The sequence below is a fragment of the Rhizobium sp. M1 genome, assembly GCF_002531805.1.
In the GTDB taxonomy this organism is placed as follows: domain Bacteria; phylum Pseudomonadota; class Alphaproteobacteria; order Rhizobiales; family Rhizobiaceae; genus Rhizobium; species Rhizobium etli_C.
Genome location: NZ_NWSW01000006.1, coordinates 232,784 through 246,316, shown reverse-complemented (window position 1 = coordinate 246,316; position 13,533 = coordinate 232,784). Strand labels below are relative to the sequence as shown.

At 61.8% G+C, this 13,533-nt stretch carries 16 protein-coding genes; 9 read left to right on the top strand and 7 right to left on the bottom strand.

Annotated elements, in window-relative coordinates:
* Positions 1-14 precede the first annotated feature (14 nt).
* Complete coding sequence (locus CO655_RS07315; protein WP_010029693.1) at positions 15-704, top strand: HAD family hydrolase; 690 nt, start codon at positions 15-17, stop codon at positions 702-704.
* The gene (locus tag CO655_RS07310) at positions 704-2,287 is read left to right on the top strand and encodes an FGGY-family carbohydrate kinase (RefSeq protein WP_097664227.1); all 1,584 of its coding nucleotides are present in this window, start codon (positions 704-706) and stop codon (positions 2,285-2,287) included. Before CO655_RS07315 ends, CO655_RS07310 begins: the two co-directional genes overlap by 1 nt.
* A gap of 28 nt (positions 2,288-2,315) precedes the next feature.
* Here the strand turns inward: CO655_RS07310 and CO655_RS07305 are convergent, their stop codons facing one another.
* The gene (locus CO655_RS07305) at positions 2,316-3,170 is read right to left on the bottom strand and encodes a MurR/RpiR family transcriptional regulator (RefSeq protein WP_064683134.1); all 855 of its coding nucleotides are present in this window, start codon (positions 3,168-3,170) and stop codon (positions 2,316-2,318) included.
* 235 nt (positions 3,171-3,405) lie between these two features.
* Between CO655_RS07305 and CO655_RS07300 the strand changes: the two genes are divergently transcribed.
* Positions 3,406-4,116: a sulfate transporter family protein gene (locus CO655_RS07300; protein ID WP_097664226.1), complete on the top strand. Its 711-nt coding sequence runs from the start codon at positions 3,406-3,408 to the stop codon at positions 4,114-4,116.
* Positions 4,117-4,119: 3 nt separating this feature from the next.
* On the opposite strand, the gene CO655_RS07295 is transcribed toward CO655_RS07300, so the two are convergent.
* On the bottom strand, positions 4,120-4,545 hold the full coding sequence (locus CO655_RS07295; protein WP_097664225.1) for a VOC family protein: 426 nt from the start codon (positions 4,543-4,545) through the stop codon (positions 4,120-4,122).
* An 81-nt stretch (positions 4,546-4,626) separates the two neighbouring features.
* Between CO655_RS07295 and CO655_RS07290 the strand changes: the two genes are divergently transcribed.
* Positions 4,627-5,205 carry a TetR/AcrR family transcriptional regulator gene (locus tag CO655_RS07290; protein ID WP_097664250.1) on the top strand — a complete coding sequence of 193 codons (579 nt, stop codon included), beginning with the start codon at positions 4,627-4,629 and terminating at the stop codon, positions 5,203-5,205.
* Here CO655_RS07290 and nth read toward each other — a convergent pair.
* Positions 5,170-5,976, bottom strand: a complete 807-nt coding sequence (nth, locus tag CO655_RS07285; protein WP_176539224.1) for an endonuclease III — start codon at positions 5,974-5,976, stop codon at positions 5,170-5,172. The two genes, CO655_RS07290 and nth, sit on opposite strands and share 36 nt — an antisense overlap.
* On the opposite strand from nth, the gene CO655_RS07280 reads away from it, so the two are divergent.
* Entirely contained in the window at positions 5,975-6,472 is a 498-nt protein-coding gene (locus CO655_RS07280) for a DUF2244 domain-containing protein (RefSeq protein ID WP_097664223.1), read from the top strand. The two genes, nth and CO655_RS07280, sit on opposite strands and share 2 nt — an antisense overlap.
* A 78-nt stretch (positions 6,473-6,550) precedes the next feature.
* Positions 6,551-7,423 carry a bifunctional helix-turn-helix domain-containing protein/methylated-DNA--[protein]-cysteine S-methyltransferase gene (locus tag CO655_RS07275; protein ID WP_097603851.1) on the top strand — a complete coding sequence of 291 codons (873 nt, stop codon included), beginning with the start codon at positions 6,551-6,553 and terminating at the stop codon, positions 7,421-7,423.
* Positions 7,424-7,435: 12 nt separating this feature from the next.
* On the opposite strand, the gene CO655_RS07270 is transcribed toward CO655_RS07275, so the two are convergent.
* Positions 7,436-7,951: a hypothetical protein gene (locus tag CO655_RS07270; RefSeq protein ID WP_097603852.1), complete on the bottom strand. Its 516-nt coding sequence runs from the start codon at positions 7,949-7,951 to the stop codon at positions 7,436-7,438.
* Between the two features lie 4 nt (positions 7,952-7,955).
* On the bottom strand, positions 7,956-8,933 hold the full coding sequence (locus CO655_RS07265; RefSeq protein ID WP_064683142.1) for a sugar-binding transcriptional regulator: 978 nt from the start codon (positions 8,931-8,933) through the stop codon (positions 7,956-7,958).
* Positions 8,934-9,356: 423 nt separating this feature from the next.
* Between CO655_RS07265 and tal the strand changes: the two genes are divergently transcribed.
* From tal to CO655_RS07250, 3 genes are all read left to right on the top strand, one after another.
* The gene (gene tal / locus CO655_RS07260; protein ID WP_010030259.1) at positions 9,357-10,322 is read left to right on the top strand and encodes a transaldolase; all 966 of its coding nucleotides are present in this window, start codon (positions 9,357-9,359) and stop codon (positions 10,320-10,322) included.
* A 93-nt stretch (positions 10,323-10,415) separates the two neighbouring features.
* On the top strand, positions 10,416-11,084 hold the full coding sequence (locus CO655_RS07255) for a DUF1345 domain-containing protein (RefSeq protein ID WP_097604069.1): 669 nt from the start codon (positions 10,416-10,418) through the stop codon (positions 11,082-11,084).
* A gap of 68 nt (positions 11,085-11,152) precedes the next feature.
* Complete coding sequence (locus tag CO655_RS07250) at positions 11,153-11,596, top strand: DoxX family protein (protein WP_097603853.1); 444 nt, start codon at positions 11,153-11,155, stop codon at positions 11,594-11,596.
* Between the two features lie 76 nt (positions 11,597-11,672).
* Here the strand turns inward: CO655_RS07250 and CO655_RS07245 are convergent, their stop codons facing one another.
* Together CO655_RS07245 and CO655_RS07240 are read right to left on the bottom strand one after the other, a co-directional pair.
* Positions 11,673-11,846: a DUF1328 domain-containing protein gene (locus CO655_RS07245; RefSeq protein ID WP_004678026.1), complete on the bottom strand. Its 174-nt coding sequence runs from the start codon at positions 11,844-11,846 to the stop codon at positions 11,673-11,675.
* A 251-nt stretch (positions 11,847-12,097) separates the two neighbouring features.
* On the bottom strand, positions 12,098-13,525 hold the full coding sequence (locus CO655_RS07240; protein WP_097664222.1) for a gamma-aminobutyraldehyde dehydrogenase: 1,428 nt from the start codon (positions 13,523-13,525) through the stop codon (positions 12,098-12,100).
* Positions 13,526-13,533 lie beyond the last annotated feature (8 nt).

The following is a 13,533-nucleotide window of genomic DNA, read 5'->3' as shown; positions in this document are numbered from 1 at the left end:
AGGTTGGGTCTTTCATGGCTGATGCTGAACCACGGCTGGTCATCTTCGATTGCGACGGCGTGCTCGTCGACAGCGAGCCGATCTCGATCAGCGTCCTCGTCGGCGCGATGAACGATCTCGGCGTCTCGATCAGCGAAGATCAGGCCTATGAGCGTTTTCTCGGCCGCAGCCTGTCGACGCTCATCTCTACGCTGGAAACCGAATTCAACATCCATGCCAGCGAGGAATTCCTCGAACGCATCCGCACCGATCTCTACGCTCGCTTCCGCACCGAATTGAAGCCGATCGACGGCATCGCCGCGACGATCGACCGGCTCGGCATTCCGTGCTGCGTCGCCTCGTCCAGCCAGATGGAGCGAATCCGGCTGTCGCTTTCCGTCACCGGCCTTCTCGACAAGCTGCCCGACATCTTCAGCGCGACGATGGTCAAGCGCGGCAAGCCGGCGCCCGATCTCTTCCTGCATGCGGCGCGGCAGATGCAAGTCGAACCTGGTTCCTGCGTCGTCGTCGAGGACAGTCCGGCCGGCATTGCCGCCGCCAAGGCGGCGGGTATGACGGTCTTTGCCTTCACCGGCGGATCGCATGCGAATTTCGCCGGATACCGTGCCGAACTCGACCGGCTTTCGCCGGAAGTCGTGTTTGACGCCATGCCGGATTTGATACACCTTGTCCGCAACCATAAGCTGGACGGGACCAAGATTTGATGCGTGATCATGTGGTTGCGGTCGATGTCGGCACCGGCAGCGCGCGCGCCGGTGTCTTCAATGCCGCCGGCCGTTTGCTGGCCAAGGCCGAACATCCGATTGCAATGAACCGGCCGCGCGAAAACCACGCCGAGCACGATTCTGAAGACATCTGGTCGGCCGCCTGCACGGCGGTGCGTCGCGCGATGGCGCAATCCGGCATTGCCGCCGCCTCGGTCGGCGCGATTGGTTTCGACGCCACCTGTTCGCTCGTGGTGCGCGACGTCGAGGGCCGGCAGATCAGCGTTTCCACCGGCGGCGAGCAGCGTTTCGACACCATCGTCTGGCTCGACCATCGGGCGCTGAAGGAAGCCGATTTCTGTACGGCGACGGAGCACGCGGTGCTCGAGCATTCCGGCCACGTGATGTCGCCGGAAATGGAAATGCCGAAGCTGATGTGGCTGAAGAAGAAGCTGCCCGCCACATGGGAAAAGGCCGGCTACTTCTTCGATCTCGCCGATTTCATGACATGGAAATCGACCGGATCGCCCGCCCGCTCGCGCTGCACGCTGACGGCAAAATGGAATTATCTCGCCCATCTCGAAAAGGGCTGGCAGCAGGATTTCCTGCAGCGCATCGGTCTCGAAGATCTTCAGGCGCGCGGGCGCCTGCCGGATGAGACGACGCCGGTCGGCGGTAGCGTCGGCCGGCTGAGGCCGGAGGCGGCGGCAGCCCTGGGGCTGACCACCGATTGCCACGTGTCGGCCGGGATGATCGACGCCTATGCCGGCGCGCTCGGCGCACTCGGCGGTTATGCCGCCGATCCCGTGAAACGCGAGCATCAGCTGGCGCTGATCGCCGGCACGTCGAGCTGCATCGTCGCCTTTTCGCAGGACCGCAAACCGAGCCACGGTATGTGGGGTCCCTATTATGAAGTGGTCTTCCCGCAGTCCTGGCTGGTGGAGGCCGGGCAATCGGCGACCGGGGCGCTGCTCGACCATATGGTGCGCATGCATGCGGCCGGCGGCGAGCCGACGGCGGCGCTGCATCAGAGGATCGTCGCGCGCATTGCCGAATTGCGGGCCGAGGAAGGTGATGCTTTCGGGGAGCGCATCTTCGTGCTGCCGGATTTTCACGGCAACCGTTCGCCTCGCGCCGATCCGCATGCGGTCGGTGTCGTCAGCGGGCTGACGCTCGATACCTCCTTCGACGGGCTCTGTGCGCTCTATTGGCGGTCTGCAGTGGCTATTGCGCTGGGCATTCGCCATATCCTGGAGAAAATGAAGGAATATGGCTACGTGCCGGATACGCTGCATGTCGCCGGCGGGCATGTGAAAAACCCGGTGCTGATGGAACTCTATAGCGATGCCACCGGCTGCAGGGTCGTGGTGCCGAAGATGAACGAGGCGGTGCTGCTCGGCACGGCGATCGCGGCATCGGTTGCCTGCGGCCTGCACAAGGATTTGGCGGCGGCCGGCGAGGCGATGTATCCGGGCGGCGAGGAACGGCTGCCCGACAGGGCGAAGCAAGCCTTCTACGACCGCGATTATCGCCGCCTTCTGGCGATGTATCGGCACCGCGCCGAGCTGGAAGCGATGCAGTAGCCGCCGAAAGCGCGTGTTTGAAGCTGTTTCAGTGGTTGGCCGTCTCGCCGAGCACGGTTGCGAATTCCAGCATGCGGCGGCGGCGAAGCGCGGCCTCTTCCCCGACTTCGAGGATGACCGATTCCGACAGGCAATCGAGCAGCGCGATCAGCGGTGGAAGATTGTCGAGATCGGGGGCGCGGGCGGGCGGCAGGGGCAGCATGACGTTCGACTGATCCGCCATCCAATCCGCCTGCTGCGGTGAAATGAGGACGACCTTGTAGCCGTAGCGCCGCGCGGTTCTGGCAAGCAGGCGCGCCTTGGCGAAGCGGCGACAGTCGATGATGACGAGCAGCGCGTCGTCGACCGCCAGCCGGGCAAAGAGGTCGGCAAAACGGTTGTCGGCGCCGTCGAGCGTGCGCACGCCGTCGCGGGCCTGTGTCAGCCGCTGGCAGAAATGATTGGCGAGGCTTGCAAGCCGCGCGTGGGTGGCGATCGACACTTCCCGGGCGGTTCTGATCAGGCTGACGGCTTCGGACCAGTGCGGCTGCGCCGTCAGATGATAGATATGATGGAGCGCCTGGATCTGTTCGGCGACCAGCACGGCGAGCGGTTTGCCTTCCGCGGCATCCGCATGCAGCTCACTCATGGCGCTCTGCAACTGTGCCGGCGATGTCGTCACGGTCTCGCGGATCTCCACCTTGACGCTGTCCAGCCCCTGGTAACCGAGCGCGCGCAGGAAGCGCCCGACGGTCATCGGCGACAGATCCAGCCGGTCGGCGACCGACGCCGCCGTCTCAAACGGCAGGTCATTCAGGTGTTCGGAGAAATATTTCGCGATACGACGCTCGGCCGGTGTGCCGCTTTTAACGTATTGCCTGAGTTTGTGCACAAAATCTTCCACGTCAGCCTCCCCCCGTCTTCCCTCAGAGGCGTTCCGTGGAGCGCTATCGCGATCCCTTGTCTTTGCAACTATTGTCGGAAGCTGCTTCTCAGGCCCATGCTTATTTCTATTGGCCATAATATTATATTAGCACTTATATTGCGACAAGTTTCTATTACAGCCTGCAATTTTATTCTCTCTTGTCGGTCGCATTCGCCTTTCCTACATCTTCTGCGCAACCGGAGACGCTGAAGAAATGATCCTTGACGCCGCTCGACTATCGCTCGCCAACCTTTTCGCGCCGGAAACGCGTTCGGTCTTCTGGAAAGTGCTCGGCTTGACGATTCTGGTGCTGGTCGGCCTGTGGTTCGCATTGCGCGGAGCCTTCATGGCCTTTCTCTTTCCCTGGCTGACGGGCTTCTTTCCCGATCTGCCGGAATGGGCAGGGTGGTTCACCCTGGTCTTCGCGATCCTCGCGGGCATCGGCCTTGCGCTCATGCTGGCGCTGCTGCTGTCACCGGTCACGGCGCTGATCGCCGGCCTGTTTCTCGACGATGTCGCCGATGTCATCGAAAAACGCGATTATCCCGGCGACGCACCGGGCACCGCCATGCCGCTCGGACCGGCGATGGCAAGCTCGATCAAGTTCCTTGGCGTGGTGATCCTCGGCAATATCGTCGCCTTGCTGCTGCTGTTCATTCCCGGCGTCAATCTGGTCGCCTTCTTTCTGGTGAACGGCTACCTGCTTGGGCGGGAATTTTTCGAATTCGCCGCCATGCGCTTCCGCCCGCCGCAGGAGGCGCGGCTTTTTCGCGCCAAGCATGCGCCCACCGTCTTTCTCGGCGGGCTGGTGATTGCGCTGTTTCTGATGATCCCCTTCATCAATCTGCTGACGCCGCTCTTTGCCGCCGGCATGATGGTGCATCTGCACAAGCTGATTTCGGCTCGCGAGGGTTCGCGCGCCTGAGGCTCAGCCGGGCAGGGCGGAGGCGTCGTACATCGCGGCGAATTCCGCGCTGGGCGGGATCGGCTTGATGATGTCGATCAGCACGCCGTTCGGATCAGCGGTGATGAAATGCCGCTGACCGAAATCCTCATCGCGGATCTCTCTCAAAATCGGCAGGCCGGCGCTCCGGCAGGCCTCGTAGATACGATCGACATCCTCGACCTCGAAATTGAGCAGCAAGCCGCGAACCTCACCGCGCGCAGCGGTAGGGATGGTCTCGTGGCTGCCGTCGAGGATGGCGAGCGCGACATGCTCCGCCTCGGCCGATTGCAGGTGAACGTACCAGTCGCTTTCAAAAAGCGCCTTGAAGCCGAAGTGGGCGCAGTAGAAGGCGGCGGTGCCCGCAACGTCGCCCGTCATGATGACAGGATAATAGCTGGTCGATTTCATCTCTTGCGTCCTTCCCTTTTACATACAATCTGTATGTTTTTGTGTATTAACATACATGCAGTTTGTATGTATATAGACGGTATGAGTCGCAGCAATCGCGAGAGAACCGAACAGACAAGGCAGGCGCTGATCCACGCCGGGCGGCGTATCTTCGTCGAGAAAGGTTATGCCGAAACGGCGACGCCGGAGATCGTCGCGGCGGCAGGCGTGACGCGCGGGGCGCTCTACCATCATTTCGAGGACAAGAAGGCACTGTTCCAGGCGGTGATCACGAGCGAGGCGCAAGCGGTGGCCAAGGCAATCGAGGCGGCTTCGGCGCCGGAACAAGGGGCGCGGGCTGCACTGATCGCCGGCGCTTCAGCCTATTTCGCCGCGATGGCGCAGCCGGGGCGGACACGGCTGCTGCTGATGGAAGCACCTGCCGTTCTCGGATCGCCGGCGGTCGCGGCACTGGATGCGGAGAATGCGGAGGCGAGTTTACGGGAAGGACTTGCGGCGCTTTTGCCGGAGGCAGGCGCCCTGCTTGACCCGCTGACATCGCTGCTGTCGGCGTCTTTTGATCGTGCCGCGATTGCGATTGAAGCGGGTGGGGAACGGCGAGATTATGAGCGGGCGATTGCGGCCTTACTCGACGGTCTCGCCGATCAGCTGCGGCGGTAGCTCGACGAGCGGCGCCGGAATATCCGAACTCTTTTCCGGCGACTTGCAGATGTCGGCGATGACGCAGCGCTCGCATTCGGGGCGGCGCGCCTTGCAAGTGTAGCGGCCGTGCAGGATCAGCCAGTGATGGGCGTGATAGAGATACTGTTTTGGCACCACCTTCATCAGCCGCGCCTCGACCTCGTCGGGCGTCTTGCCGGGGGCCAGCCGGATGCGGTTGGCGATGCGGAAAATGTGGGTGTCGACCGCCATCGTCGCCTGGCCGAAGGCCATGGAGAGCACGACATTGGCGGTCTTGCGCCCGACGCCGGGCAGGCGGACCAGCTCCTCGCGCGTTTCCGGTACCTTGCCTGCAAATTCGTCGACCAGCATCTGGGAAAGCGCGATGACGTTCTTTGCCTTGTTGCGATAGAGGCCGATCGTCTTGATGTAATCGCGGACCTTCTCCTCGCCGAGATCGAGCATTTTCTGCGGCGTGTCGGCGATCTTGAAGAGCGCCCGCGTCGCCTTGTTGACCCCGGCGTCGGTCGCCTGGGCGGAAAGCGCCACGGCGACGACGAGGGTGAAGGGGTTGGTATGCTCGAGTTCGCCCCTCGGTTCCGGCCGCTGCACCGAGAAACGGCGGAAGATCTCCTCGCGCTCAGCCGCGGAATAGGCGGTTTTCACCGCCGCTGCCGGTTTGCGGCGGGTGATGACATTCGAGTTTTGGGACGGTTTGCCAACGGATTTGAGTTTCGGATTCGCCATGGAGAATCTATACTCAACGGCCATGATGGAAAGCAACGCCGACAGCTTCAACGAAAAGCCTGTTTTCGCAGCCGAACTCTTTCCCCACCGATCGCTCGGGCGCAAGGGCTTCAAGGTGCTGCTCATTTTGTCGGGCGCCGTCTGTTTTCTCTACGGCATGTTCTTCACCGTGACCGGCGCCTGGCCGATCGGCTTCTTCTTCGGGCTGGATTTCGTCCTGCTTTACGGTGCTTTCTGGCTGAGTTACCGCTCCGGAAGGGCGCGCGAGGAAGTCATGGTGTCGCGCACGGATGTTTCGGTGCGCAAGTTTGCGCCGTCGGGGCGGATGGTGGAGCATCATTTCAACCCGTTCTGGGCGCGGTTCCTCGTCCGCCGGCATCAGGAAATCGGCATCCTCTCCATGCAGATTTTCGGCGAGGGCCGGCGCACGGATGTCGGCTCCTTCCTGAACCCTGATGACCGCGAGAGTTTTGCCAAGGCTTTCAAAGGGGCGCTCGCCACGGTCAAGCAGCGTCTCTGAACCGATCTGCCGGAGGCGCAAGAATCGGGTGGTTTGGCCGTCCGCCCTTGATTATCTCCTGTCTAAAGGAGAAAAACGATGAATATGATCGCGAAGCTCGACACAGATATCACCCCCGGCGGCCCCGACTACGATACCGTCCGTCGGGTCATCGAACTCATCAGCGAAGAATATCGCGACCAGCCGTCGCTGGAAGCGATCGCGGCGCGGCTGAACCAGTCCCCAACGCAGCTTCAGAAGACCTTCACCCGCTGGGCCGGCCTCTCTCCCAAGGCCTTTCTGCAAGCCGTCACGCTCGATCACGCCAAGCGGCTGCTGCGCAAGGAAGAGATGCCCTTGCTCGAAACCTCCATCGAGGTCGGGCTTTCCGGCCCGAGCCGCCTGCACGATCTCTTTGTCACCCATGAGGCGATGTCTCCGGGCGAATGGAAGGCGAAGGGCGGCGGCCTGACGATCCGCTACGGCTTCCATAATTGCCCCTTCGGTGCGGCTCTCGTCATGGTCACGGATCGCGGCCTCGCCGGCCTTGCCTTCAGCGACAGCGGCGACGAAAAGGCCTGCCTGGAAGACATGACCTGCCGTTGGCCGAATGCGGAATACATCGAGGACCGGCAGGCGACGGCTCCCTATGCCGAGCGCATCTTCCAGCCGGGCCGCTGGACGTCGGACCAGCCGCTGCGGGTCGTCCTGATCGGAACGGATTTCCAGGTCAGCGTCTGGCAGAGCCTGCTGAAGATCCCGTTCGGCAAGGCGGTGACCTATAGCGATATCGCCAGAGATATCGGCCGGCCGACCGCCATGCGCGCTGTCGGGGCTGCTGTCGGGGCCAATCCGATTTCCTTCGTCGTGCCCTGCCATCGCGCGCTTGGCAAGAACGGAGCATTGACCGGATATCATTGGGGCCTGACCCGCAAGCGGGCCATGCTCGGCTGGGAATCGGCGCACGCCTGATAGATGCCGGAGCTAGTCAAAATCGGAATTGATGATCCGGGCGATGATGTCGTCATCCAGATTGGATAGCGCCTCCGCGATATCGATATGCCCCTTGGCAACTGCCTGGGCCGCGCTTGCCGACAGCAAGGTCGGCCGATCCCATGCTTCATGGCGATGAACGCTTACACAGTCGGTTAAGGATGCGATCGCGTGCCGGTAGGCTTGCTCCAGATCACCAGGTATATCCGGTCCTCGCCCCATTCTTCGAGAAACTTCGATACTCGCCGGCAACTGATAGAATGAGAAGTCGATTGGCGTCGCCGTGGTGAGGGCGACCCTGACGATATGAGGAACGGCCGCATATGAAGCCGTGTAGACATCACCCTGATGACAAAGGCTCGACCACAGGCTGAACCAGGGTTCTGCGTCAGGGGCGGGCATTGGCCCAGGCGATTCTTCGAGCGTTTTCAGCAGCTCAGGCGTATTTGTCGCAGGACCATAGCAGTGCCGCAAGTCACCCCAACGCCGACTATCGAGTGAAAGCATGAACTCATTCCGCCAGTCGTAATAGCTCTCGCGCCGCGCTTTCGTCGGTGATCAGCGTGTTGCAGCCGATGCGCTTGATCGTGGCGCGGATGGCGACGGCACGATGGGCGCCGCCGGAGGAGAGCACGATGTGCTTGGCTTCCTTCAGCGTGTCGAGATCGACGGACATCACCCGACGATTGATCGAGTGGTCGACCGAATTGCCATCTCTGTCGAGGAAGTTGAACATGGTGTCGCAGACGCAGCCGGCGTCGATCAGTTCCTGCAGTTCGGCTTTCGATATCCAGCCTTCCGACAGCGAGGTCGAATGCGGGCCGATATCGCCGCAGCTGACGATCGCCAGGTCAAGATTCTCGGCGAGACGGTAGATGGTGTCCAGGCCGCACTTCTCGATGAGATTGCGTTTGGTTTCGACGGAATCGACCAGAAGCGGCGCCAGGAACATATAGCATTCGGCGCCGAGCTGATTGGCCAGCCGCCACGTGTAATCGATCGGGTTCGTCTGGTGGACGGCGACGATGCCGCCGAGCAGCGACACGACCTTGCAATTGGCGCGGCGCGGTGGCCGGAAGCTCGACAGCGAGGCGGTCATCGTGCGGCCCCAGCCGACGCCGATCGTATAGTCGTCCGGGATGGCCTCGGAAAGGAACTGGCCAAGCGCCAGGCCGACATTCTTTGCCAGCGAGGCGACGTCGCCATGGACCGGCGCCGGCACGACGATCGCCTCGTCGAGGCCGTAGGCGCGCTCCAGCTTCACCGAAAGCTCGACGCAATCGCCGATCGAATCGTTGATCCAGATCTGGACTTCGCTGCGCTTCATCGCCTCGTCGAGCAGGCGGATGACGGTGGTGCGGCTGATACCGAGCTGTTCGGCGACATCCTTCTGGGTCAGGCCCTCGTTGTAATAGAGCCACGCGGCCCGCAGCCGCAGCGAGGATGCCTCCGAATAGGCCGTATGCGTGCCGCGTTTGAGCTTGACCACATGTCCTCCAGCCGACTTCCTGGCCCTAAATCCCATCAGGAATGAACGGCTGTCGCGGCGCGTTTGTTGCCGGGATAATGACGGGTGTGACACTTATGTCAATTGAAATGCACAAATGTCCTTGACTTTTCCTCGGGCGAATGGCGATAGTCCCGGCGACACGAAGTCGTTCTGTCCGTCCGAGGAGGACATAGTGCGGGCATGCCGAAAGTCACGACCGGCCTTCCAGCCGCAGGCGACATCGCTTGCGTTCGGCGTGCGGTTTGGCCGCGGGAACATGGCCACTGTCCTTCACGTTTATGAATCATCCGTGACGGATGTGCGCATTTTCGCCTGCAGCATGCCGACAGCCTGTCGGTAGATCACCTTTGCCGGGCGGAACTCGCGCCGGTCGCAGCCCAAGTTCAACAAGGATTATTGACCATGACATCCAAGCTTGACCAACTCCGCGAGATCACCACCGTCGTCGCCGATACCGGCGACATCGAGGCGGTCGCGCGCCTGAAGCCGGTCGATTGCACGACGAATCCGAGCATTGTGCTGAAAGCGCTCGGCACACCGATGTTCGCCGACGCCATCAAGGAAGCCGTCGCCTGGGGCAAGACGCAGGGCGGCAACCCTGAAGCCGTCTCCTCCGCCGTCGCCGATCGCCTTGCGATCTCGGTCGGCGCTGCGCTGGTGAATCTCGTTCCCGGCCGGGTCTCGACCGAGGTCGATGCCGACCTTTCCTTCGACACCGAGGCTTCCCTTGCCAAGGCGCGCTCGATCATCGCCGCCTATAAGGATCGCGGCATCGAACGGGATCGCATTCTTATCAAGCTCGCGTCCACCTGGGAGGGCATCCGCGCCGCTGAAGTGCTGCAGAAGGAGGGCATCGACTGCAACCTGACGCTTCTCTTCAGCAAGGCCCAGGCGATCGCCTGCGCCGATGCCAAAGTGTTCCTGATCTCGCCCTTCGTCGGCCGCATTCTCGACTGGTACAAGAAATCGACCGGCAAGGATTACACCGCCGAGGAAGATCCGGGCGTCATCTCCGTGCGTGATATCTACAACTATTACAAGGCGAACGACATCAAGACGATCGTCATGGGCGCCTCCTTCCGCAATGCCGGCGAAATCGAAGCCCTTGCCGGCTGCGACCGTCTGACCATCAGCCCGGCCCTGCTCGACGAACTTTCCAAGGATGAAGGCAAGCTGGAGCGCAGGCTCTCGCCGGAGAGCCGCAAGCCCGACGCCAAGGTCTCGGTCGACGAGAAGACCTTCCGCTGGATGATGAACGAAGACGCGATGGCGACGGAAAAGCTCGCCGAAGGCATCCGTGCCTTCGCCAAGGACCTGACGACGCTACGCAGCATGGTGCAGAAGGAACTGCAGCTCGCTGCCGCCTGATCGAGCTGCGCAAACAATTGGAGGCGCGGAGGCCGGCTGGCCCCCGCGCCTTTTTCGTGCTGATATCAACGGCCTATGCGGCCGGAGGCGACGATCGTGCAAGAGAAGCGGGCAAGTTCTTTGGCGACGTTTTTCCGAAGACATGCAAGCTTCATCATCGCTTTCCTGGCCGGGCTGGCGGTGTTTCTGCTGGTGACATCGCGCGAGGTCAGCGCCCGCAATATCCTGTTCGGATGGAATGTCAGCGCCGGTGTGTTCATCGTGCTCAGCTGGCGCAAGATGCTGCGGGCGTCGGTGGAAAGCATCCGCGAACGCGCCGCAGATCTCGATTTTTCCGATACGGTCCTTTTGGTCCTTTCGATCGGCGCGGCCGTTGCCAGCATCGCCGGCATCGGCCTCGAGCTTCATTCGATCAAGGAGGCTACACCCGACGTCGCGCTCACGCGGGCAGGCGGCGCCGTGCTGACGATCCTGATCTCCTGGGTTTTTCTGCACACGCTCTTCACCATTCACTATGCCCATTATTTCTATGGCGGGGCCGACGAAGAGGGTGGCTTGAAGTTTCCCGACGGGATCGAAGAGCCCAGCTATTGGGACTTCCTCTATTTCTCCTTCACCATCGGTGTTGCGGCGCAGACGGCGGATGTCGCAGTCGGGTCGACCGGCATGCGTAAGCTGACGCTGTTGCATGCCGTGCTGTCTTTCCTGTTCAATACGACGATCCTGGCGCTGGCGATCAATGTCGGCGCTAGCCTGCTATAATGCGGCTTCCACGGGGAAAGCTGAAGCAAGAACGGCTGCCGATCGCCGCTCTTCGACCGGAGGGTAAGATGGAAAGCGCCTCGAGCCGGCTGCGGCCGTCCGATCTCATTCTTCTCCTGGGCAGGCTTCTGCTGTCGCTGATCTTCCTGCACGAGGGGTTGTCGCTTGCGGCCGATCTCGCCGCGACCATAGACACCTTCGAAAAACTGGGTCTTTCGGCGCCGATCGCCTTTGCCACCATCGTCCTTCAGATCGGCGCCGGCCTTTGCGTTGCGACCGGGTTCCTAAGCCGGCTCGGCGCCTTGGCGCTGGCGCTCTTTTGCCTGGCAACCGCCTTCCTCTTCCACACCAACTTTGCCAGCCAGAACGAGCTCCTGCATTTCGAGAAGGATCTGGCGATTGCCGGCGGCATGTTCGTCCTGGTGGCTGCGGGCACTGGATCGATATCGATCGGCCATCTGCTGAAAAAGCGGACGGACCATATGCCCCGCTGGCTAAGGGCGATGTTATAGCAGGCGCGATCCTGCCCCGCTGCCATCGAAAGGCCGGATAGAGAGCGAGAGGTGGCTTCAGGTCGTCCGCGCCCGCTTACAGCACCGCCTGTCCGGCCATCAGCGCGAGGACGAGGAAGATCAGGAAGATCACCAAGGCGATGCCGAAGAGCACGCGGGCGATGGTCGCCGTGGCTGCGGAAACACCGGAAAACCCGAAGAAGCCGGCGATGATCGAAATCACGAAAAATATCAGAGCCCATTTCAGCATGGCGTCATCCTTTGCTTTTGCCTGAGAAGACGCCGCAGCCGGGAAATTGTTCCAGATCGTTGGCTCCAGACCGCATCGCCTCGGGGTGAAACGCGGCTCACTTCAAAGCGTAAACCGGCTGGGATTTGCCGATCGATGATCAATCACCGGCAACCATCGTCTAGGCTGCGCTCCGATATGGTCTGGCGCGGCGGCAAGCAGTTGCTCGCGCCTTGCGCCAGACTGGCTGAGCAGATCAGGCTGTTCGCCGTTCAGCCGTGATTGATCATCACGTGGCGAACGGCGGTGTAATCCTCCAGCGCATAGGTCGACAGGTCCTTGCCGTATCCAGACTGTTTGAGGCCGCCATGCGGCATCTCGTTGACCAGCATGAAATGCGTGTTGATCCAGGTGCAGCCATATTGCAGACGGGCGGCGGTCTTCATGCCGCGGCCGATATCCTTGGTCCAGACCGAGGAGGCCAAGCCGTAATCGCTGTCGTTTGCCCAGGCGACTGCATCGTCGGTATCGGAAAAGCGGGTGACCGAGACGACCGGGCCGAAGACCTCGCGGCGGACGATTTCGTCGTCCTGCACGGCGCCTGCAATGACGGTCGGGGTGAAGAAGAAGCCCTTGTCGCCGGAGACCTTGCCGCCGGTGGTAATCTCCATGTGCTTGTGTTCGGAGGCGCGGGCAACGAAGCTTTCGACGCGATCGCGCTGGCGCCGGGAGATCAGCGGGCCGATTTCGTTTTCGGTATCGTCGGCGTGGTTGAAGCGGATGCTTGCGACGGCCGAGGAGAGATCGGCGACGAAATTGTCGTAGACCCTGGCGTCAGCATAGATGCGGCAGGCGGCCGTGCAGTCCTGTCCGGCATTGTAATAGCCGAAGGTGCGGATGCCTGAGACGACGGCGTCGATATCGGCATCGTCGAAGACGATAACCGGGGCCTTGCCGCCGAGTTCCAGATGGGTGCGCTTGACCGTCTTGGCGGCGGCCTGCAGCACCTTTTTGCCGGTGGCGATATCGCCTGTTATCGAGACCATGCCGATCTTTGCGTGATTGATCAGCGCGTTGCCGACGCTTTCGCCGCGGCCGAGGATGACGTTGACGACGCCTTCGGGCAGGATTTTGGAGAGCAGCCTCGCCATCTTCAGTGCCGTCAGCGGTGTCTGCTCCGAAGGCTTGAAGACGACGGTATTGCCGCCGGCGATCGCCGGCGCCAGTTTCCAGGCCATCATCATCAGCGGATAGTTCCACGGCGCGATCGAGCCGACGACGCCGATCGGATCGCGGCGGATCATCGAGGTGTGGCCGGGCAGATATTCGCCCGCGGCCGGTGCATGCAGGTTGCGCACGGCGCCGGCGAAGAAACGATAACAATCGACGATCGCCGGGATTTCATCGTTGAGCACTGATTTGATCGGCTTGCCGCAATTCAACGCCTCCAGCGCAGCGAATCCGGCCGCATCCTTCTCGATGGCGTCCGCGATCTTCAGGAGATAACCGGAGCGCTCGCCCGGTGTCGTTTGCGACCAGCCTGTGAAGGCTTTCTCGGCGGCATCGACGGCGGCGTCGATCTGCGATAGCGAGGCCTCGGCAAGGTCGATCACCGTCGCGCCTGTCTTCGGGTTCAGGATGTGCTCTTCCGTCTCCGTGCCTTTTTCGAAGCGCGAACCGATCAGCATCTGAGTATCCATGACGTTCT